The organism is Nocardioides pacificus, assembly GCF_054775955.1.
On record NZ_BAAHCI010000004.1, the window covers coordinates 259,292 to 278,330 of the forward strand.

23 protein-coding genes are annotated in these 19,039 nt (G+C 71.8%); 12 read left to right on the forward strand and 11 right to left on the reverse strand.

What is annotated here, in order from left to right:
* Together ACYU7L_RS02425 and ACYU7L_RS02430 are read left to right on the forward strand one after the other, a co-directional pair.
* Positions 1-786 (forward strand): CoA-transferase subunit beta, encoded by a 786-nt coding sequence (locus tag ACYU7L_RS02425; RefSeq protein ID WP_460793590.1) that lies wholly within the window; start codon positions 1-3, stop codon positions 784-786.
* A complete protein-coding gene (locus tag ACYU7L_RS02430) occupies positions 783-1,853 on the forward strand; it encodes an NAD(P)H-dependent flavin oxidoreductase (RefSeq protein ID WP_460793591.1) in 1,071 nt (356 codons plus the stop codon). The genes ACYU7L_RS02425 and ACYU7L_RS02430 overlap by 4 nt, the downstream gene beginning before the upstream one ends.
* 61 nt (positions 1,854-1,914) lie before the next feature.
* On the opposite strand, the gene ACYU7L_RS02435 is transcribed toward ACYU7L_RS02430, so the two are convergent.
* Complete coding sequence (locus ACYU7L_RS02435) at positions 1,915-2,265, reverse strand: VOC family protein (protein ID WP_460793592.1); 351 nt, start codon at positions 2,263-2,265, stop codon at positions 1,915-1,917.
* A 71-nt stretch (positions 2,266-2,336) separates the two neighbouring features.
* Positions 2,337-3,323, reverse strand: coding sequence for a GNAT family N-acetyltransferase (locus ACYU7L_RS02440; RefSeq protein ID WP_460793593.1), 987 nt, complete (start codon positions 3,321-3,323; stop codon positions 2,337-2,339).
* Positions 3,324-3,449: 126 nt separating this feature from the next.
* Between ACYU7L_RS02440 and ACYU7L_RS02445 the strand changes: the two genes are divergently transcribed.
* Positions 3,450-4,769 carry a CehA/McbA family metallohydrolase domain-containing protein gene (locus tag ACYU7L_RS02445; RefSeq protein ID WP_460793594.1) on the forward strand — a complete coding sequence of 440 codons (1,320 nt, stop codon included), beginning with the start codon at positions 3,450-3,452 and terminating at the stop codon, positions 4,767-4,769.
* 107 nt (positions 4,770-4,876) lie between these two features.
* Positions 4,877-5,365 carry a hypothetical protein gene (locus ACYU7L_RS02450; protein WP_460793595.1) on the forward strand — a complete coding sequence of 163 codons (489 nt, stop codon included), beginning with the start codon at positions 4,877-4,879 and terminating at the stop codon, positions 5,363-5,365.
* A 30-nt stretch (positions 5,366-5,395) separates the two neighbouring features.
* On the opposite strand, the gene ACYU7L_RS02455 is transcribed toward ACYU7L_RS02450, so the two are convergent.
* The 4 genes from ACYU7L_RS02455 to ACYU7L_RS02470 all read right to left on the reverse strand — a co-directional run bounded on the left by ACYU7L_RS02455 (position 5,396) and on the right by ACYU7L_RS02470 (position 8,228).
* A complete protein-coding gene (locus ACYU7L_RS02455) occupies positions 5,396-5,959 on the reverse strand; it encodes a dihydrofolate reductase family protein (protein ID WP_460793596.1) in 564 nt (187 codons plus the stop codon).
* Positions 5,960-6,028: 69 nt separating this feature from the next.
* Entirely contained in the window at positions 6,029-6,742 is a 714-nt protein-coding gene (locus ACYU7L_RS02460; RefSeq protein ID WP_460793597.1) for a hypothetical protein, read from the reverse strand.
* Entirely contained in the window at positions 6,739-7,578 is an 840-nt protein-coding gene (locus ACYU7L_RS02465; protein WP_460793598.1) for a hypothetical protein, read from the reverse strand. Before ACYU7L_RS02465 ends, ACYU7L_RS02460 begins: the two co-directional genes overlap by 4 nt.
* A 98-nt stretch (positions 7,579-7,676) precedes the next feature.
* A complete protein-coding gene (locus ACYU7L_RS02470; protein WP_460793599.1) occupies positions 7,677-8,228 on the reverse strand; it encodes a pyridoxamine 5'-phosphate oxidase family protein in 552 nt (183 codons plus the stop codon).
* A 71-nt stretch (positions 8,229-8,299) separates the two neighbouring features.
* Between ACYU7L_RS02470 and ACYU7L_RS02475 the strand changes: the two genes are divergently transcribed.
* Positions 8,300-8,881, forward strand: coding sequence for a hypothetical protein (locus tag ACYU7L_RS02475; RefSeq protein WP_460793600.1), 582 nt, complete (start codon positions 8,300-8,302; stop codon positions 8,879-8,881).
* 12 nt (positions 8,882-8,893) lie between these two features.
* Here ACYU7L_RS02475 and ACYU7L_RS02480 read toward each other — a convergent pair whose 3' ends face one another.
* Positions 8,894-9,835 carry an NADP-dependent oxidoreductase gene (locus ACYU7L_RS02480; RefSeq protein ID WP_460793601.1) on the reverse strand — a complete coding sequence of 314 codons (942 nt, stop codon included), beginning with the start codon at positions 9,833-9,835 and terminating at the stop codon, positions 8,894-8,896.
* Positions 9,836-9,908: 73 nt separating this feature from the next.
* On the opposite strand from ACYU7L_RS02480, the gene ACYU7L_RS02485 reads away from it, so the two are divergent.
* A complete protein-coding gene (locus tag ACYU7L_RS02485) occupies positions 9,909-10,883 on the forward strand; it encodes an MsnO8 family LLM class oxidoreductase (protein ID WP_460793602.1) in 975 nt (324 codons plus the stop codon).
* 3 nt (positions 10,884-10,886) lie between these two features.
* Here the strand turns inward: ACYU7L_RS02485 and ACYU7L_RS02490 are convergent, their stop codons facing one another.
* On the reverse strand, positions 10,887-12,065 hold the full coding sequence (locus tag ACYU7L_RS02490; RefSeq protein ID WP_460793636.1) for an MFS transporter: 1,179 nt from the start codon (positions 12,063-12,065) through the stop codon (positions 10,887-10,889).
* A gap of 49 nt (positions 12,066-12,114) precedes the next feature.
* Between ACYU7L_RS02490 and ACYU7L_RS02495 the strand changes: the two genes are divergently transcribed.
* The 3 genes from ACYU7L_RS02495 (at position 12,115) to ACYU7L_RS02505 (ending at position 13,872) form a co-directional block, all read left to right on the forward strand.
* The gene (locus tag ACYU7L_RS02495) at positions 12,115-12,348 is read left to right on the forward strand and encodes a hypothetical protein (protein ID WP_460793603.1); all 234 of its coding nucleotides are present in this window, start codon (positions 12,115-12,117) and stop codon (positions 12,346-12,348) included.
* Positions 12,349-12,356: 8 nt separating this feature from the next.
* Positions 12,357-12,749 (forward strand): hypothetical protein, encoded by a 393-nt coding sequence (locus tag ACYU7L_RS02500; RefSeq protein ID WP_460793604.1) that lies wholly within the window; start codon positions 12,357-12,359, stop codon positions 12,747-12,749.
* Between the two features lie 85 nt (positions 12,750-12,834).
* Positions 12,835-13,872 carry an RNA polymerase subunit sigma-70 gene (locus tag ACYU7L_RS02505; protein ID WP_460793605.1) on the forward strand — a complete coding sequence of 346 codons (1,038 nt, stop codon included), beginning with the start codon at positions 12,835-12,837 and terminating at the stop codon, positions 13,870-13,872.
* Between the two features lie 113 nt (positions 13,873-13,985).
* Here ACYU7L_RS02505 and ACYU7L_RS02510 read toward each other — a convergent pair whose 3' ends face one another.
* Positions 13,986-14,693, reverse strand: coding sequence for a hypothetical protein (locus tag ACYU7L_RS02510; RefSeq protein ID WP_460793606.1), 708 nt, complete (start codon positions 14,691-14,693; stop codon positions 13,986-13,988).
* 198 nt (positions 14,694-14,891) lie between these two features.
* On the opposite strand from ACYU7L_RS02510, the gene ACYU7L_RS02515 reads away from it, so the two are divergent.
* Entirely contained in the window at positions 14,892-15,842 is a 951-nt protein-coding gene (locus ACYU7L_RS02515) for a hypothetical protein (protein ID WP_460793607.1), read from the forward strand.
* Here the strand turns inward: ACYU7L_RS02515 and ACYU7L_RS02520 are convergent.
* The gene (locus ACYU7L_RS02520; protein ID WP_460793608.1) at positions 15,808-16,500 is read right to left on the reverse strand and encodes a DUF4184 family protein; all 693 of its coding nucleotides are present in this window, start codon (positions 16,498-16,500) and stop codon (positions 15,808-15,810) included. The genes ACYU7L_RS02515 and ACYU7L_RS02520 overlap by 35 nt on opposite strands.
* A gap of 97 nt (positions 16,501-16,597) precedes the next feature.
* Here ACYU7L_RS02520 and ACYU7L_RS02525 point away from each other — a divergent pair, with 97 nt between their 5' ends.
* A complete protein-coding gene (locus ACYU7L_RS02525; protein WP_460793609.1) occupies positions 16,598-17,326 on the forward strand; it encodes a fibronectin type III domain-containing protein in 729 nt (242 codons plus the stop codon).
* Positions 17,327-17,588: 262 nt separating this feature from the next.
* Positions 17,589-18,002 carry a VOC family protein gene (locus tag ACYU7L_RS02530; protein ID WP_460793610.1) on the forward strand — a complete coding sequence of 138 codons (414 nt, stop codon included), beginning with the start codon at positions 17,589-17,591 and terminating at the stop codon, positions 18,000-18,002.
* A 32-nt stretch (positions 18,003-18,034) separates the two neighbouring features.
* Here the strand turns inward: ACYU7L_RS02530 and ACYU7L_RS02535 are convergent, their stop codons facing one another.
* Positions 18,035-18,982 carry an alpha/beta hydrolase gene (locus tag ACYU7L_RS02535; RefSeq protein ID WP_460793611.1) on the reverse strand — a complete coding sequence of 316 codons (948 nt, stop codon included), beginning with the start codon at positions 18,980-18,982 and terminating at the stop codon, positions 18,035-18,037.
* Between the last annotated feature and the right edge of the window lie 57 nt (positions 18,983-19,039).

Here is a 19,039-nt window from a genome sequence, read left to right on the forward strand (position 1 = left end):
ATGAGTGACGCACCCGACTGCAGCCGCGCCGAGGTCTGCGCCGCCGCCATCGCCGACGCCTTCGCCGAGGACGGCGAGATCTTCGGCAGCCCGATGGGGATGCTGCCGATGCTGGGCGTGCGCCTGGCCAAGCTGACCTCGAACCCCGACCTCGTCATCTCCGACGGCGAGTCGCTCTTCCTCGGCGGCGTGCCCCCGCTGTTCGCCAAGGCCGACGTCGTCGAGGGCTGGATCCCGTTCCGCCGGGTCTTCGACGTGGTCGCCTACGGCAAGCGCCACGTGATGATGGGCGCCACCCAGGTGGACCGGCACGGCAACCAGAACATCTCGGCCATCGGCGACTTCGCCCAGCCCAAGCGCCAGCTGCTCGGCTCGCGCGGCGCGCCGGGCAACACCGTCAACAACCGCACGTCCTACTGGGTGCCCAAGCACTCCCCGCGGGTGTTCGTCGAGAAGGTCGACATCGTCTCCGGCGTCGGCCCCAAGAACGCCAAGGAGGCCGGCTCCGGCGCCGCCCGCTACAACGACATCCACCGCATCGTCACCAACCTCGCGGTCCTCGACGTCAAGGGCGCCGGAGACACCGTGCGGCTGCTGTCGGTGCACCCCGGCGTCACCGTCGACGACGTCCGCGCGGCCACCGGCTTCGAGCTGACCGTTGACGGCGACGTCCCCGAGACCAGGACCCCCACGATGCAGGAGCTGATCCTGATCCGCGAGGTCCTCGACCCCAAGACCCTGCGCGACCGCGAGGTCCCGCCCGTCGAGAGCGGAGTCACCAGATGACCACCCCGCAGCTGCTCTCCACCCCGCTCACCGAGCTGGTCGGCGTCCGCCACCCGGTCGTGCAGACCGGCATGGGCTGGGTCGCCGGCCCCCGCCTGGTCAGCGGTACGGCGAACGCCGGCGGGCTGGGCATCCTGGCCAGCGCGACGATGACCTACGAGGAGCTCGAGCACGCGATCGTCGAGGTCAAGGGCCGCACCGACCAGCCCTTCGGGGTCAACCTGCGCGCCGACGCCGGTGACGCCTCCGACCGCTGCGACCTCTTGATCAAGCACGGCGTGAAGGTCGCGTCGTTCGCACTGGCGCCCAAGAAGGACCTGATCGCCAAGCTCAAGGACCACGGCATCGTGGTGATGCCGTCGGTCGGTCTGCCGCGCCACGCGGAGAAGGTCGCCGGCTGGGGCGCCGACGCGGTGATGATCCAGGGCGGTGAGGGCGGCGGCCACACCGGCTCGGTCCCCACCACGCTGCTGCTGCCGAGCGTGCTCGACGCCGTCGACATCCCGGTCGTCGCGGCCGGCGGCTTCTTCGACGGGCGTGGCCTCGCGGCCGCCCTGTCGTACGGCGCAGCCGGAATCGGCATGGGCACCCGCTTCCTGCTCACCCAGGACAGCGCGGTCCCGCAGGCGGTCAAGGAGCTCTACCTCTCCCACGACGTCAACGGCACGGTCGTCACCGCCAAGGTCGACGGCATGCCCCACCGGATGCTGCGCACCGCGCTCGTCGAGGAGATCGAGGAGTCCAGCCCGGTCAAGCGGCTCGCGCCGACCGTGCGCCGTACGCTCGAGTTCAAGAAGATGAGCGGCCTGTCCTGGCTCGACCTGGCCCGCGACGGCCGGGAGATGAAGAAGACCCAGGGCCGCTCGCTGGCCCAGATGACGCTCGCCGCCAACACCCCGATGATGCTCAAGGCCGGGCTCGTCGAGGGCGACACAGGTGCGGGCGTGCTCGCGTCGGGTCAGGTCGTCGGTGTGCTCGACGACCTGCCGACCTGCGAGGCCCTCATCGACCGGGTGGTCACCGAGGCCGCCGCCTGCCTCCAGCGCACCCACAGCTACCTGGTCTGACCGATCGCTGCCTCACGACGCCGCCACGCACTGATGCGAGTCGCCTGACGGACGGCGTGGCTCAGTCGTGCTGGGCGACGCAGAACTGGTTGCCGTCCGGGTCGGCGAGCGTCACCCAGTGGAAGTCCCCCATCTCGCGGCGCCCGACCAGCGTCGCCCCGGCACCGAGCAGCCGGTCGACCTCGGCGTCCAGGTCGTCGGTGGACAGGTCGAGGTGGACGCGGTTCTTCCCCGGCGTCGGGTCCTCGACCTGCTGGAAGGCCAGCATCACCGGCAGCCCGCCGCCCTCGACCACGGCGAACCAGCCGTCGTTCGTCTGGGTGACCGCAGCCCCGGTCTGCTCAGCCCACCAACGGGCGAGCGGCTCCGCGTCGAGGGTGTCGATCGTGACCATGCTCAGCTTCATCGTCATGGTCCGACACTAGGCACGGGTGGGCCCCTCGGTCACTGGGTCGAACGGGTGGTTCTCAGTACTCACCGTTCTCACAGGGACCGCTGGAACAGCGGGGTGTACCCGAGCACCCGATAGCCCAGCAGCTCGTTGACCCCGATCATGTGGTCGTTGGACTCGGCGTTCCACGTGTCGATGGAGACGAGCTGCGGCTGGGTCTCGCGCAGCCAACGCAGCACCTCGAGCTTGAGCAGCAGCCCGAGCCGGTGCCCGCGATGGGCGCGCACGACGGACGTGTCGTGCTGCTCGCCCAGCTCGGGGCGCTCGAGATAGACCGCCACCACGCTCTGCCCGGCCAGCTCACCGGTCTCGCGGTGCCGCGCGACGACGCGGTGCAGCAGATGCCCCTGCGCCTCCTGCGCCGCCTCGTAGTCGCGGATCCGCTGCGGCGCGAAGACCTCGTCCTCGATGTCGAGGTCGTCGGTCGGCGCGTCGTTGATGGCGCCGGTCATCACCGCGACGGGGTCGACCTGATCCTCGGGGGTGTGCGCGAGCCAGCGCACCATCTCGTACGACGACGCCGCCGTGCGCGCCTGCTCGTGGACCAGGTCCAGGGCGGCGACGTCGAGCTGGGTCACCACCTGGCGCCGGCACACCTCACGCCCCTTGAAGTCCAGCTTGTGGTGCTCGGCGAACGTCCGCGTCGCCGCCGACTCCCAGCCGCCGATGCCGATCGAGGTCCGCCCGAGCTCGCGGGCGCGGCCCGACAGCGCCTCGAGCATCGCCGACCCGTGGCCGGCGCGGCGCCGCTCGGGAGCCACGCTCACGTCCAGCCAGGCGAGGTGGAGGTTGTCCCACTCGCTGACCGAGCACTCCCCCGTCGCCACCGGCTCGCCGTCCTGGTAGCCGACGAAGCCGATCGCCGGCTCCTCGTCCCAGCCGTGGCGCAGCTGCCCGGCGCAGCCGCGCTCGGTCATCGGGTGCGACCACGGCGAGTCGACACGTCGTACGGCGTTGGTGACCGTCACGAAGTCCCGCACCGCCTCGGCGGAGTCGGGATCGACCTGCTTGATGTCCATGCTCCGAGCATCCGCCGCGTCACGCCGCTGTGCCAGCGATTAAACAGAGCCGAATGTTCACGGATGCTCACCGACTGTTCACCGCCGCGGCAGTGACCCGAGGGACGGCTCCGCGTTGATGGGGGCATGTGCGACCACGACCACACCGGGCCCGTCCAGCTGCCGGCCGCTCCCCTCTCCCGCCGTACGGCGCTGGGCGGCGCAGGCGCGTCGCTGCTGGTGGCCGGCGTGCTCGGCGCGCACACCCCGGCGATCGCCGACGTGGGCACGCGGGCGGTGCGCGGCGCCGCCCGGCGGTCGCGGATTCGCCGGGGCACGCGCCTGGTGCACGCCGACCTGCACAACCACACGCTGCTCTCCGACGGCGACGGCGACCCCGAGCTGGCGTTCGACTCGATGCGCAGCGCGGGGCTCGACGTGGCCGCGCTGACCGACCACGCCACGATCTCCGACAACCTGCTGGGCGACGTGCTCTCGGGGATCCTGCCGCCGGAGTACGCCCAGCTCGGCGGCCTGACCCGCAGCGGCTGGCGCCGGACGAAGGAGTACGCCGACGCCGCCAACGTCGACGGCGCCTTCACCGCCATCCGCGGCTTCGAGTGGTCCGAGCCCCTGATCGGGCACGTCAACGTCTGGTTCACCGAGCACTATGTCGACATCCTGCAGGCCGGGCTGATGCAGCCGCTGCTGTCCTGGCTGCGTCGCGAGCCGGGTCTGGTCCTCGGCGGTGGCGCCGACGGCATCGCCGGCTTCAACCACCCCGGCCGCGAGCCGGGGCGCTTCCAGGAGTTCCACTTCGACCCGCGGGTGCGCGACCAGATGGTGTCGCTGGAGATGTTCAACCGCCGCGACGACTACCTCTTCGAGGGCTGGGCCGACGGCAGGTCCTCACCCCTGGTGGCCTGCCTCAACGCCGGGTGGCGCACCGGGATCACCGGCGTCACCGACGAGCACGGCGTCGACTGGGGCCACCCCGAGGGCAAGGGTCGCACCGGCCTCTGGGTCACCGAGCACTCCCGGCGCGGGGTGAAGGCCGCGATGCAGGCGCGCCGCTTCTTCGCCACGCGTACGTCGGGACTGCGCGTCGACGCGACCGCGACCCCGCGGGGCGGCAAGCCGCGCCGGATGGGCTCGACGCTGCCGATGCGCAAGGGCACCGTGACGATCCGGCTCGACCTGGCGCGCGACGCGTCCTGGCTGGGCCGCAAGCTCGCCGTGCAGGTGCTGCGCCCGGGGGTCGAGGTGCCGACCGTGGCGGCGGTCGAGGAGTTCCGCGTCGGGGACGTGCACCGCTTCAAGGTCCCCATCGACGTGGCCGACGGCGACTGGATGCTGCTGCGCATCTCCGACCCCGAGCAGCCCAACGCGACGCCCGGGCCGGCCGGTCATCCCTGCAACGACCTCGCCGTCGCCTACACCAGCCCTTGGTGGCTGCAGCCCCGCTGACCGACCCGCCGACCCGTCACTCCCTCGACCAGACACGCCGTACGGCGCGGAGCCGGTGACGGGTCGACGTCTCGTCGGACCCGAGCCGAGCACGAGAGAATCGCCGCGTGCCCCGCAAGCGACCCGTCCAGTTCACCGTGCCGGGCCGCACCCCGGACGACATCGCCCACGTGGCCGAGCGTCGACGGCGCGTCTGGGGGGAGCGGATCCGGGTCCGCGAGGGTCGGATCCGGGTGCGGTTCCTGCGCGGGCGGCACCCGGTGCCGGTGCTCCACGGCACCCTGACCGAGACTCCGGGCGGCACGAGGGTGGAGGGGCAGGTCCACTTCACGGTGATGAACTTTCGCAACCACGTCCTCGTCGGCGGCGCCGTCCTCCTGACTGCGGTCGCGGCCATGTCGGTCCTCGGGGAGGCGCCTGCGGAGGAGGTCGCGCTGACCGTCGCGCTCGCGGGTCTGTTCGGCGCCATGGGTCTGTGGGAGGTGGTGCGGGCGTCCCGGCGGGCGGAGGAGATGACCGAGGCGCTGTGCCGCCGACTGGTCGGCGTGCTCACCCAGGAGCCTCGGGTTCGTCGACGACGCGACCGCCGGGCCTAGCGCCTACGAGCACGAGGGAGAGCCAGGCGCTCAGCGCCGGGTCTCATACCGCGTCAGGACCACGCCACCCGGGAACGTCCGGGTCTCCACCAGGCGCAGGTCCACCCAGCTGTCCAGGGCAGCGAAGAACGGCGTGCCGCCACCCAGCACGACCGGTGCGGTCAGCAGCAGGTACTCGTCGATCAGCCCGGCCCGCATCGCCGCCCCGGCGAGCGTCGCGCCACCGATGTCCATGGGGCCGTCGTCCTCGGCCTTGAGCCGGGTGATCTCGGTGACCGCGTCGCCCGTGACCAGGCGCGTGTTCCAGTCGACCGGTGTCGGCGTCGAGGAGAACACCACTTTCGGCATGCTGCGCCACCGGCCGGCGTACTCGACGTCCGCGGCTGTGGCGCCCGGTTGCTGGTCGGCGGTCGGCCAGTGTGAGCTCATCCCCTCCCACAGGCGGCGTCCGTAGAGCGCCAGCCCCGTCGCCGCGACCCGGTCGGACCACCACTGAAACAGCTCGTCGCTCGGCGTGCTCCAGCCGAGGTCGTCGCCCGGTGCGGCGGTGTAGCCGTCCAGGCTCACGTTCATGCCGTAGGTCAGTCGTCGCATGCCCTCGCCCTTCCTGCGTCGGATGTGACGTGGAGACCAGTACAGCCCGGCGGATTGATCGGTACGACGTCAGCCGTCTAGCGCGCCCGCGCCGGGCACGATCCCGCTCCGCCCCTCCCACCGGCCGTGCTCCGACAGGGGCCGGAAGCGGTAGGTCGCGAACTCGTGGTGGAAGTCGCGGCGCTCCCGCTCGCGCATCGCCGCGGCGTGCCGCTCCGGGTCGGGCACGTCCGAGCGGCCGTGGACCATCTCGACCATCTGCCGCACGCTGCGCCAGACCGAGAACGTCGAGATGGTCTGTGGCGGGCGCAGGGCGGCGACCGCGAGGGTGACGCCCGGATCGTCTCGCACCAGTCGCTCCACTGGCCGGCCGTGGTGCAGGAAGCGCGGCAGCTCAGGCAGGCGCATCCGGGCTACCGTGACGGCCACGACCGGCTCGTCCTGCTCCCACGTGCCGGCGCGCGCCGGCAGCCCCGGCAGAGCGGCGAGACTCGACCACCGGCGGAGGAACTCCAGTCGCACGTGCCACCCCCGGTCCAGCACGCGTCCCAGCGCGTCGCGGGCCAGGAACCGCGCGAGGGCGTCCTCGTCCTGCCACTGCGCGAAGACTGCCAACCGGGTGAGCTGCAGTCGGTCGAGCGAGACCACGGGAGCGCCGAGCCGCATGAGCGACATGCACTCGACGTGGTCGAGGCCGGGCGTCGACCTGGACGGGGGTCGCACCAGTGCCCGCGCACCGACCAGCCGCGGGACCTCGGCGAGGTGGAAGCTGTGGATCGTCATGACACCCGCTCGAGCTTGTAGTGGAGCCGGACCGCGGGCGCGGACCACAGCCTCAGCTCGTGGTCGGTGCGCAGCACGCCGTGTGCGTCGACGTACACGTGGAAGGTCTCGTGCAGCGGGACGCGAGCGGCATGAGCCCCTCGGTCGCGTACGACGACGTAGGCGCCGTCATCACCGAACCGGCCCTTGGGCGACTCCAGGAGGAATCCGCCGTCCCCGACGACCGAGGGGCGCAGGAAGACCTGCACGTTGCCCGACTCGAGGGGGAACGCGACATGCACGCTCGGGCGGTCGGCTCCGGGGAGCGCCCGCGCGGAGTAGGCGCCGCTGAACACAGGCCGGCCGTCACTGCGCAGGGTCCGGGTCCAGGCCGACGCCACGTGGTCGCCGTGGCGGTCCCGGATGGGCGTGATCCGGCTGTCCATCCCGTGCGCCACGTCCAGCGGGCGCATCGGCAGGGCGAGCTGCTCGACCCGTCGTCCCCACAGCCGCGACACCAGCTCCCCGCCCGGCCAGAACAGCGGCGACCAGCCGGTCCACACCTCCATCCGCCAGGACGCCGTGTGCTCGTAGAAGTCCCGGACGTCGGGGTGCAGCCGATCGGCGTCGAAGCCGGGACCGTCGAGGGCGGACATCGACGGCAGCAGCCCGGCCGCCGGGTCCTCGGCCCCCAGCGTGCCTCCGTGCCGTGCCGCCTCAGCCTGGAGCCACTCGGTGCTCACCCGCGGCGACCGGCTCACCGGGGCATCGAGCCACCGCTCACGGCCCTCCAGGTCGACGCGTCGACCGGTGAGCTGCCAGAACTTCCGGGACCCTAGGTCCAGCACATGGGGCACGAGCCGGATTCTGCCTCAGGCGCCGCCAGCGGTCCCCGGCGCACTGTGGCGTAGGGCTCGTCGACCCGGGCCCTTCCCCCGGTCTTCGCCGGACACCTTCACGCCTCGACGGCCAACCCCGGCAAGCCGTCGATGCTCCGCGCGTTCCGCTCGGCGCGGTAGTCGGCCATGCCGGCAGCGCCCTTCTTCTCGGCGTGCAAGCGAATGAGGTCGCGCTCGCCGGTGACCTCCATGACAGGCACGCCCCAGCCACAGGAGTCGCTGATGCGGGTGACATCCACGGTGATGACCGCTCGGGTGCTCGGGTGCTCCGGGTGAAGCCGCACGACCTCGTCGAAGGTGGCCTCTCCCGGGAGGAACACCGAGCCGCGCCCGTGGAGGCGCACGATGCGGGGTCGGTCGCTGAAGGAGTTGAACATCAGGCAGACGCGGCCGTTCTCCCGGATGTGGGCGATCGTCTCGACGCCGCTGCCTGTGTAGTCGACCCAGGCGACACGGTGAGGCCCCAGGACGGAGAACGAGTCGTGCCCGCGAGGGGACATGTTCACGTGTCCGTCACCGCCCAAGGGTGCGGTCGCGACGAACCACATGGGCTGTTCCTCGATCCACGACTGCAGGCCCTGGTCGATGGAATCGAAGATCTTCGCCACCCGCAGAGCCTACTTCGTCAGACCCTCCGCACTCGCTCCCCTAGGCGTCGGCCGAGAGCTAGGGTCGCCGCATGCCCGACTTCACCTGGCGTCCGGCCAACCGCGCCGCGACCGCGGACGTCGAGGCGGTCTTCGCCACCGGGGGCGCCCACAAGTGCCGGTGCCAAGCGCTGAAGGTGCCGGGCTGGATCTGGCGCGACACCACCCAGGAGCAGAGGGACGTCGCGCTGTTGGAGCAGACCGCCTGCGGCACCGCCGGACCGACGTCCGGGCTCATCGGGTACGTCGACGGCGAGGCGGCCGGCTGGGTCGCGATCGAGCCCCGCGAGAGCTACCCCCGGCTCTGGAGCCGGAAGCAGGCGTGGATGCGGATGGACCCCGAGCTGGAGGGAGTCTGGTCAGTCACCTGCTTCATCGTGCGCAAGGGTTGGCGACAGTCCGGGCTGACCTACGAGCTCGCCGCAGCCACGGTCGAGTACGGCGAGCACGTCGGCGCCCGCGTCCTGGAGGGCTACCCGATCGAGCCGGCGCCTGGGCAGTCCGTGATCTGGGACGAAGCCTCGGTCGGACTGGTGCAGGTCTTCCTCGAGGCAGGTTATGAGGTGGTCGCCTCGCCCACCCTGCGACGGCGCGTCGTCCGACGAGGGCCCTGACCGTCGCGAGACTCAGAACTCCAGCACCAGCCGCCCCCGCACTCCCCCGGCCTCCAGCAACCGATGCGCCTCCGCCGCCTCAGCGGCAGGCAGAGTCCGCGCCACCCGCGGCGTGATCTCCCCCGTCTCCGCCTGCTGTCGCAGCCGGTCGAGCGTCTCCTGCTCCTGCGCATACACGGTGATCCACACCTGGTGGCTGGTGATCCCCCGCGGCGGCTCGCCGCGGAAGCCGCGCACGGCGGCGAAGCCTCCGCCGTCACGGATCGCCGGGAAGAGCGCCTCGTCCTGCACGGAGCCGTCGACCAGGCCGTGGACCCCGTCCGGGACCTCGGCCAGCATCCGCTCGGCGACGCCGTCCCCACGTCGTACGACGATGTCGGCGCCCAGCTTGCGCACCAGGGGCTCGTCGGCCTCCGAGGCGTCCGCGATCACGACGAGCCCGTCCGCCTTGGCCAGCTCGATCACATAGCCACCGAGCGCTCCGGCGGCCCCGGTGACGCCCAGCATCTGCCCGGCCGAGAGGCCGAGCAGGTCCAGGGCGAGCCGGGCCGTCAGCCCGTTCATCGGCAGCGTGGACGCCTCGGCGTGACTGCTGCCGGCGGGCGCGGCCGCCACCGACCCGACGGGCAGGGCGAGCAGCTCCGAGTAGGCACCGTGGTGGCCGTTCGGGACCACGACGCCCATCACCCGGTCGCCGACCGTCAGCGCCGTCTCCACCCCCGGGCCGATCGCCTCCAGCACGCCCGCGACGTCCATCCCCGGCACGTAGGGCGGCGGCGACTGCTTGATCTGGACCGAGGCGCGGTCGCCGTTGCGGACGTAGGTGTCGGTGGGGTTGACGGTGGCGGCGTGCACGCGGACCAGGACCTCGCCCGGTCCCGGCTGCGGGTCCGGCAGCTCGACCACCTCGAGCACCTCGGGACCGCCATAGCTGTTCGCTCCGATTGCCTTCATGTCTCGCACCATGGCACGCAGCGCCAAGCCGCGGCTGTGGGAAGTCCAGGCCGGGTCCCCGCGTTGACTTCCCGTGAGGCTCTCCCTGCTCGACCGCTCCCGCACCCGCACCGGCCACCCCGAAGGCGCCGCCCTGACGCACACCGTCGAGCGCGCTGTCGCTGTGGAGCGGCTGGGCTACGAGCGGTTCTGGGTGGCCGAGCACCACAGCGTCCCGGGCATCGCGTCCGGGGCGCCCGCCGTACTCCTCGCCGCTGTCGGCGCCCGCACGGGCACCATCCGGATCGGGTCGGGCGGCGTGATGCTGCCCAACCACCAGCCGCTGGTCGTGGCCGAGCAGTTCCTGATGCTCGCGGCCCTGCACCCTGGCCGGGTCGACCTCGGCGTGGGTCGCTCCCTAGGCTTCACCGACCCGGTACGGCGAGCGCTGCGCCGCGCGCGGGACGAGGCCGACACGTTCGCCGACGACATCGTGGAGCTGCGCGCCTTCCTGGAGCGGACGGCGCCGGTGACCGCGCGGCCGGTGCTGGACGAGGAGATCCCGATCTTCGTGCTCGCCACCGGGGCGGGGCTCACGATCGCGGCCGAGCTCGGACTCCCCGTGGTGCTGGGCGGGCCGGTCCTCGACAAGCCCGAGCTCGGCGACCTCCTGGCGACGTACCGCCACGACTTCCGCCCCCACCGTGGCAGCCGCCCCCACGTCACCGTCTCGCTCGACGTGCTCATCGCCGACACCGACGCCGAGGCGCGCGAGCTCGCGCTGCCGGAGGTCTGGGCGATGGTGCAGTCGCGTCGCACCGGCCTCTTCGAGGCGCTCGAGCCGGTCGCGGCGATCCGCGGGCAGCAGCACTCCGACCGGGTCGCCGAGCTGGTCGAGCGCGGTCTGGACGGCGTGACCGCCGGCACACGCGAGACGGTACGACGCCGGCTCGAGCGGCTCGCCGACCGCACCGGCGCCGACGAGCTCCTCGCCTCGAGCTCCACCTATGACCGCGCGGCACTCGCGGCCTCGGACGCCGCGCTCGCGGACCTGCTCGGCGTCGGCTGAACGCTACGGCGTGGGGGCCGGCGTCGCGCGCCGCTCCAGCGACATCACCACGACGGGTGCCGTCAGCGCGATCACGCCCACGCCGATCAGCATCAGCGCCTCCGCCGACAGCTGCTGAAGGATCAGCGTGCTGACGAGCGGCGCCGCGAAGCCGACGTAGGTCAGGCTGTAGAACACCGCGTTGAGCGTGCCGAGGTCGTCGGCGTGTGCGAGACCCTCGACGGTGGTGAGCCCGCCAACCAGGATCAGTCCGTACGACGTGCCGAGCAGCACCGCCGTTGGCAGCACCAGCCACGCGGCCCCGGTCGAGGCGAGGAGCAGTCCCGCGAGGAGTCCGGCAGCGGCGGCGCCCAGTCCTGCGGTGATGACCAGACGCGGGTCTCCGAGGCGGCGCCCCAGGGGCTGCACCGCGACGCCGGTCCACAGCGTCAGCCCGCACAGCGCTCCCGTCACCGCGATCGGCGCGAACCCGATCTCGACGAAGGTCGGCACCGTCGCGAAGGCGGTCGCGGCGGCGCCGAACACCCACGGGGCCGTCAGGGTGATCCCGAGCGCGAAGGGACGTGAGCGGATCGCCTGCCACACCTCCGAGCGACGTCGCGTCTCGTCGTGGCTGCGCGTCATCGTGGGCTCGGGCGCGTTCCACGAGATCGCGAGGACGAAGACCATCAGCACCAGGTGCGGGACGTAGGGCAGCACGGTGGGCGCGGGCAGCCACTGCGCGGCGATGCCCGCGACCAGTGGACCCGAGCCGAAGCCGGCGGAGAGCGCCCACGTCGCCCGGCGGGCACCGGTCCCCGGCGGTTCGGAGGCGGAGAGCTCCTTGACCCACGCCGTACCCGGCGCGAAGGCGGCACCCGACGCGATGCCCGCAGCCAGCCGGCCCAGCAGCAGGACTGTCTCGTTGTCGCCTCCGAGGAGGAGCACGACGGTCGCCACGACCGACAGCACGAGGACCGGGCGGATGACCTTGCGCCGCCCGATCCGGTCCGACAGCGGAGCGACCAGCAGCAGCGCCGGGATGAGCCCCAGGGCATAGGCGCCGAACAGCGCGGTGACCGCCTCGGTCGAGGCGCCGTTCTCCTCGCGGTAGACCAGCAGCATCGCGGCGAACTGGTTGGCTCCCCACCCGACGGCGAACAGCGCCGCGGCGACCCGCAGCCACGCGGGGATCCGAGTCATTGCCACGCGGGGCACTCTAGTGTGGGCCCCAGCGACGGGAGGTGCGCAGATGAGGGTGTCGACCAGGTCCGCGCTCGGCGCCGTGGCACTGCTGGTGGCCGCCGGCTGCGGACAGGACGACGCGGAACCCGTCGATCCCGGCGATCCGGTCTCCCGCAGCGCGACGTCGTCCGCGCCAGCCGAGAGCCCCGCCCGACCCGGTCGCTCGACGCGCACCAACCCCTGTGCGACCGCGCCGCCGGCGGCCCCGCCGCGCGAGCCCTCGCGCCGCCGGGCGACGTGACGACGAGCGTGACCGAGGTGCAGGCCGACGCCGAGCAGCGCCGCACCATGGGCCTGCTGCCGCTGCGCGCGACCCTGGCCTGCCTCGGTGGCGGTGTGGACCTGACGGTCAGCGACGCGATGAGCACGGCGGAGGCCGAGGAGCTGGTGTCGCTCTACATGGACGGGCTCCCCGAGCTCTCCGACGTCTGGGCCGCCCAGGACCTCGGCGGCGTCAGTGGGCGGTTCGGCTATCTCCCCGGCGAACGGCCCACAGCGGTCTTCACCGGCCGCGACGGGGTCCGGGTCATCCACGTCACGCTGATGCCTGACGTGGGCGACGTCGACGAGCCGGCCGCCGAGAGGGCCTTTGACGAGATCGCGGGGCGGGTCCGCACCATGGAGCTGCCTCCTCTGGAGTGAGAACCGTCCGCGTCGACCCCATGTGTTGAGTCATCGCACCCGTCGCCGTCATACCTACGACGGAACCCGACGGAAGGACGAGATGATGAGTGCAGACCTGCGAGTGGAGGGGCTCGACGTGGACGGTCTCGACGAGCTCGACGAGCAGGCGTTCACCGGCCTGGTTGAGCAGCACCGCCGCGAGCTGCACGTGCACTGCTATCGGATGCTCGGGTCGTTCGAGGACGCCGAGGACGCCGTGCAGGAGACGCTGCTGCGTGCCTGGCGGCGGCGAGAGACCTTCGAGAGACGCTCGACCCTGCGGGCCTGGCTCTACCGCATCGCGACCAACGTCTGCCTGGACCTGCTCGCCAAGCGCCGCCCCCAGCCGGCGACCGGCGGTGAGGTCCCGTGGCTGCAGCCCTACCCGGACCGGCTGCTCGACGAGCTGGGAGACGAGGGCGCGGCGGACCCGGAGACGGCCGTCGTCGCCCAGGAGACCATCGAGCTCGCCTACCTCGTCGCGGTCCAGCACCTCGCGCCTCGCCCGCGGGCGGCGCTGATCCTGCGAGACGTGCTCGGCTGGCCGGCCAAGGACGTCGCTGAGCTGCTCGGGGACTCGGTCAACTCCGTCAACAGCGCGCTGCAGCGCGCCCGCGCCGGCATGCGCGAGCACCTGCCCGCCGAACGGCAGGACTGGTCCGGAGACGCTGTGGAGGCGGCCGAGACCCGCGAGCTGGTACGCCGCTACATCGACGCCGGCGAGGCCACCGACATCGACGGGCTCGCCGCCCTCCTGCGCCACGACGTCCGTTGCTCGATGCCGCCGACACCGGGCCTGTACGTCGGGCGCGACGCGGTGCTGCGCGACTGGACGGAGAGCGGGTTCGCGGACATGGACGGGCTGCGCGCCGTCCTCACCGCGGTGAACCGCCAGCCGGCCGTCGCCTATTACCTCTGGCAGGAGCCGGAGGGCGCCTATCTGCCGCTCACCATCGACGTCCTGCGCATCGCCGGTGGTGCGGTCACGGAGATCGTCACGTTCCACAGCGACCAGTTCCCGCGGCTCGGACTGCCCGAGCGACTGCCGGCAGGACCATCGGCCGACCGATCCGACGACCAGGCGGAGGGACGCGCGCGATGAGTCAGCGCCACGGACTCACGAGCCTCCCTGCCACCGGCCTGGGCACCGCCCAGGGTTCGTCTCAGGGTTCGTCTCAGGGTTCGTCTCAGCAGGGTCGGTGACGCGGCACCCGATCAGAACTCGGTCACCAGCAGGTGGTTGACGTTCGCCCCGTTCCAGCACCCGGGATCGAAGTACGCGCCCGTCCCCGTTCCGCCGTTGACGCGCACCCAGATGCTGACGGTGTGGGTCCCCGCCGGCAGGTCCTTGAAGACGCCGAACATCGGGTGCTGCACCTGAGTGGCGTAGTCATCGGGCCGGACGAGCGTGTTCGCCGCCCCCAGTGTCGTCGGCGTGTTGTCGACCCGCAGCTCGAACACAGTGCCGGTGCCGCCGCTAGCGGCATCGATCTGCACGCGCCCGGCCAGGTCGAGCCGGACCAAGGTGTCGTCCGCGGCCTTGGTGAAGGTCGCGATGTCGGTGATCTTCTGGAAGGTGGTCGTCACCGCAGGCAGGCTCGTGCATCCGGTGGTCTGGTGCGCGGTGACCCGCGACCGAGGGGCGAGCTGGCTCGAGTCGAGGCCGTCGACGCGGTCGGCGTTCAGGTTCGCCACCTTGGCCGGCTGCTTGACCTTGAAGGGGGGTGAGCCGGGTTTGGTGACCAGGCTGAGTGCGGGACCGGCGTTGGTTCGCACGACGGTGGTCACCTGGTTGGCCTTGTTCAGCTTGCCGAGCACCATGCTCTGCCCGGTCGCGGCGAAGGACGCGTAGTCGATCGCGAGCACGAGGGCGACGGCAAGGGCCACAGCCTGGAGGAATGAACGGAACGAGAAGTGAGTCATGACCGGACCTCCTGGGTCTCGAAGACTCTTCGATTCTCTGCCCGTGGCGGTGCGCGGTCCATGGTCCATTCGGGCGAGCACATCTGCGCCAGACTGCCCCCGACGGGGGCACCCTGTGCGTCAGACTGGGCGACGCCACCCTCCACTGTTGAGTACGACTGCTCAGGCGCCCGGTCGTTCACCGACAGGCTTGGCCGCATGAGATCGCTCACGTCACTGACCCTCCTCGTCACTGTCGCCGCCCTGTCCTTCGGATGCGCCAACCCGACCCTCGACTCCGAAGCCGAGCAGCTCCGCTCCGAGCTGGCCGACCTGCCCGGCGTCACCTCCGCGGCGCTCGACTACAGCGAGCCGGTGACGCTCGACTCCGGCAAGCTCGCCCTGGCGGTCGAGATGAGCGACAGCGCCACCCCCGACGAGGTGGTCACGGTGGCCGAGACGGCGTACCGCGCGTTCAGCTCGACCCACGACGGCGAGGAGGCCGACCTCGCGATCCGTGCCGGGGCGAGCGCCGTCACGCTGCGGTCCTACGAGCCCGACGCGTCGGTGGCCGCCGTCGGCGAGGCGGTCCGCACCGGGTTCGCGGCCACGCCTGAGGACGCCTCGGTCGCGATCGAGCTGACCACCCAGGACGTGGCGAAGGGCGACCATGTGGCGGGCAGCTACCTCGTCGCGCTCCCCCAGGGCTCGACCTTCGCGGATGTCCCCGATCTGCTCGGCTCGCTCGACACGGGCCAGTCCGACACCTCCCTGTTCGGCTGGGGCGGCGCCGCTGCCGACGGCTCGTCGCTGACCTATGAGAAGGGCCTCCCCTCGGAGGAGCTCATCGACAGGTGGCGGCAGATGCAGTCGCCCGAGGCCCCCCTCTCCGTGCGCGCCTTCGAGGACGGCGCACTCCTCACCGAGGCGCGACTGACCAAGCGCTTCGATGTCGACGACCCGGCCCAGCGCCGCGCCCTCGACAGCATCACCCACCCGCAGCTCCTCGCCCTGGGCGACGGCGAGTGGTCCTACGCCCTCCTCGGCCCCCGTGGCTCCTACCTGGCCGACATCGACCGCTACATCTGCGCGCCGGGCTCGGAGGGTGCCTACGACGACCAGCTCGAGGCGTGGGTCACCGAGCAGTTCGGGCCCTGCCAGGCCGAGTGACGATCCTGTGTGCCGCTCCGACGACGAGAACGGCGAGCAGCGCAGCGCCGACCGTGGCCTCCGGATCCCGTACGACGATCGCGGCGCCCAGCATGGTCACCGGGATCGGGAGCACCCACAGGCCGCTGCGTCGTACGGCGGGCGGCCGCGGACTCAGCGGCCGTCGCCGCAGCCGGGACACGCCGTACACCGCCACGACCACCGCACCCGCCCCCGTGGAGAGGTGCTGCAGCCAGCGGTAGAGCGGGACGGGACCGTGCACCTCACGCAGGAACGCGAGCTCGCGCACCACCAACCCCCAGTCATGGGTCACGGAGTCCCACAGCAGATGCGTCCCCGCTCCGACCGCGACCGCCACTGGAGCCAGCAGCCAGGCCCGTCGCTCGAGCTGGGCCCGCGCCGGCAGACGACGCCGAAGCGCGGGGGTCAGATCCACCACGGCGTCACGCACCAGCGCGAACCAGACCCCCAGCAGGCCCAGGCCGATCACGGTGTCCGCGCCGATGCCCCCTCCGCTGTGGGTCGTCCCATAGCTGACGGCGATCGGCAGGTAGACCGGCAGATCAGGCGCGACCGCACCCGCCACCAAAGCGCTCAGCGGCAGGCCGAGCCCTTGCAGCGGCAGCACCGCCGCGGGATGCGCAGGAGCCAGCGGCATCAAACGAGAATAGGTCTTCCTCGACCCATCTGGCCGAGGTGGCCGTCCTGCTCGCAAAACAGTCTCGCCACGGCCGGACACGCCCTACATTGGTCCGATGATCGCTCGGGGGACGCGCGCACTGGCACTGATGCTGCTGACGTTGGGGCTGGTCTCGCTCCCGACAGGAGCCGTTCTTGCTGAGGAGGCCGCGGACACGACCGCGCCACAGATCAACCTGAATCCCTGCTACGTCGGGGAGACCAGCTGCCGTCGCATCTACGCCCAGATCTACGGCGACCTGCGGCCCGGTGACGATCTCGCCGTGCTCGGAGCCCGGGTCGGGGACAGCGTGCTCACGGAGCACGTCTTCGACGACGGCAGCGGCTTCGAGCCCTACGGCTGGTTCGGGCCCTACGGGAACGACGTGGTGTTCCCGGTCGACTACGCACTCAGCTTCCAGGTGCCTCGCGGAACGAGCGACGTCACGTTCTATGCCCGTGACCTGGCGGGCAACACCAGCGAGCTCACCACCACGGTCCTCGGTCCCATCCCCCCGGGCCCGGTCGAGCGCCTGACGGCGAGGCTCACCGGTGCCCGGAACGCGCGGGTGTCCTGGCGTCCACCGGAGCTGAACGGCAGCTGCTGCGCGCGCTACGTCGTCACCACACCTGGTCGCAAGCCGAAGTCGACCTTCTCGGCCCCGCCGTCCTTCGGCGGCACGAGCGTCCGCTACCGCCGTCTCTCGCCCGGATGGCACCGCTTCAGGGTGCAGGCCAGCACGGAGAGCGGCGTGGGGCCGTCACGCACTGTGCGGCTCTTCGTGCCTCGCCGGCAGCGCTCCTAGAGACCCCGGTGGCCTGCTTGGCGGGGCGCACGCCGCCGAGCTCAAGATCAGGCAGGCTCATCGGCCTCGTGGAGGACGTACTGCTCCGTCGAAGAGCCAGAGGACGCGGCAGTGGCCAGGATCAGCGCGGGGAGGAACCGCATCGGTGTCATGGGGCTGGCACGACCGCTCCGCCACCTCAGTTCCCCCAGACAGGACTCGCCGGCCGTGGACATCGGCTCTCCGCTGGCCGATCGTGGGAGCAACGGAAGGGAGGCGGGCCGTGAGTGAGTTGACGCCGTACCTGTGCGTGCAGGACTGCAAAGGGGCCATCGAGTGGTACGTCGCAGCGTTGGGCGCCGAGGTCGTCTTCGATCCGATCGTCATGGATGACGGTCGCATCGGCCACTGCGAGCTGGCCGTTCGCGGCGCCCGCTGGATGATCTCCGATGAGTTCGAGTCGGCAGGCGTCGCCGCCCCCGACCCCACGCGGGGCTCCGCGGTCAGCATGCACCTGACCGTTGAAGACTGCGACGCCGTGGCCCTCCGAGTTGTGCAGCACGGCGTCGTCATGGACCGCGGCCCCGAGGACAGCCCACCAGCCGGCCGGGTCGCCGTCTTCCGCGACCCGTTCGGCCACCGCTGGTTCCTCAACCAGCCGCCGCCGGAGCAGTCCGCCCACGTGAACTCAGGGTAGGAGGTGGCGGCTCCGCAACATCCGCCCTGCCCTCAGCGAAGCCCCTGCACCGGGACCTGGGCGCGCAGGAAGTCCAGCTGGTCCGACACGACGTGCTCGAAGTGGGGCTCCACGTAGGGGTCGAAGTGTCCGCAGTCGTAGACGTGCACCGTCGACTGGGGCATCTTGGCGGCGGCTCGCTCGGCGACTGGGCGGGGCGTGACGGTGTCGTGGGCGGCGATCTGGACCAGCGCCGGGCAGGTCACGCGACCGGCATGCCTGGCCGGCGAGTAGAGGCCGACCTTGAGAGTCACCCGGGCTGCGACGTAGGCGGGGTAGTCATCCTCGACGAGACCCGATGCCTCGATCTGACGGGCGAGCCCCGGCGCGGCGTCCGGGGTGGTCATGACGGCGGTCGCGCCGGGCTCACCCACGGCCTCCACGTAGACAGGAGATCGCCCGCGCCACGCCGCCACCTGGTCGAGCACAGCTGGACGCAGGAGACGCAGAGCCGCGACGGGGCCCGTCGCCCGCACCGCTGCGGGACCACTGACGTGCGGGACCTGCGCGATGATCGCGGCTAGCCTCTCGCTCCGTCCCGCCAGGGTGATGACGTGGCCACCGCCGAACGAGGTGCCCCACGCGATGAGCCGCTCGGGGTCGGCACCCGGGAGTGCACGGGCGAAGTCCAGCGCCGACCGCCAGTCCTGAAGCTGCATGGCGACGTCCAGCACCTGTCGGGGACTGCCCTCGCTCTCCCCGAACCCGCGGTAGTCGAAGACCACGACCAGGTAGCCGGAGGCGACGTAGCGCTCGGCATAGGCATAGAGCCGCAGTGCCCGCACACCGCCGAAGCCGTGACCCATCACGATGACTGGCCTGGGGTCGGCCGCAGCCGAGGGATGTGCGCTGGGGCTGTAGACGCGCGCCGCGCACGCGGTCCCCTCGGAGTGGAACGTCTGCTCCGAGGTGGTGAACGGGAGATCGGACGACTCTGGCACTGGCTCTCCTGGCTCATCTTGAATGGCGTGCAAGAGAGCCTCGCCTGCTCTTGAACC

Bases quoted from the DNA above. Each gene is read 5' to 3' on its own strand.
- ACYU7L_RS02425 (WP_460793590.1), top strand. From the start codon at position 1: ATGAGTGACGCACCCGACTGCAGCCGCGCCGAGGTCTGCGCCGCCGCC.
- ACYU7L_RS02520 (WP_460793608.1), bottom strand. From the start codon at position 16,500: ATGCCGCTGGCTCCTGCGCATCCCGCGGCGGTGCTGCCGCTGCAAGGG.
- ACYU7L_RS02515 (WP_460793607.1), top strand. From the start codon at position 14,892: ATGAGATCGCTCACGTCACTGACCCTCCTCGTCACTGTCGCCGCCCTG.
- ACYU7L_RS02495 (WP_460793603.1), top strand. From the start codon at position 12,115: ATGAGGGTGTCGACCAGGTCCGCGCTCGGCGCCGTGGCACTGCTGGTG.
- ACYU7L_RS02510 (WP_460793606.1), bottom strand. From the start codon at position 14,693: ATGACTCACTTCTCGTTCCGTTCATTCCTCCAGGCTGTGGCCCTTGCC.
- ACYU7L_RS02475 (WP_460793600.1), top strand. From the start codon at position 8,300: ATGCCCGACTTCACCTGGCGTCCGGCCAACCGCGCCGCGACCGCGGAC.
- ACYU7L_RS02480 (WP_460793601.1), bottom strand. From the start codon at position 9,835: ATGAAGGCAATCGGAGCGAACAGCTATGGCGGTCCCGAGGTGCTCGAG.
- ACYU7L_RS02435 (WP_460793592.1), bottom strand. From the start codon at position 2,265: ATGACGATGAAGCTGAGCATGGTCACGATCGACACCCTCGACGCGGAG.
- ACYU7L_RS02445 (WP_460793594.1), top strand. From the start codon at position 3,450: ATGTGCGACCACGACCACACCGGGCCCGTCCAGCTGCCGGCCGCTCCC.
- ACYU7L_RS02440 (WP_460793593.1), bottom strand. From the start codon at position 3,323: ATGGACATCAAGCAGGTCGATCCCGACTCCGCCGAGGCGGTGCGGGAC.
- ACYU7L_RS02525 (WP_460793609.1), top strand. From the start codon at position 16,598: ATGATCGCTCGGGGGACGCGCGCACTGGCACTGATGCTGCTGACGTTG.
- ACYU7L_RS02505 (WP_460793605.1), top strand. From the start codon at position 12,835: ATGAGTGCAGACCTGCGAGTGGAGGGGCTCGACGTGGACGGTCTCGAC.
- ACYU7L_RS02430 (WP_460793591.1), top strand. From the start codon at position 783: ATGACCACCCCGCAGCTGCTCTCCACCCCGCTCACCGAGCTGGTCGGC.
- ACYU7L_RS02490 (WP_460793636.1), bottom strand. From the start codon at position 12,065: ATGACTCGGATCCCCGCGTGGCTGCGGGTCGCCGCGGCGCTGTTCGCC.
- ACYU7L_RS02455 (WP_460793596.1), bottom strand. From the start codon at position 5,959: ATGCGACGACTGACCTACGGCATGAACGTGAGCCTGGACGGCTACACC.
- ACYU7L_RS02460 (WP_460793597.1), bottom strand. From the start codon at position 6,742: ATGACGATCCACAGCTTCCACCTCGCCGAGGTCCCGCGGCTGGTCGGT.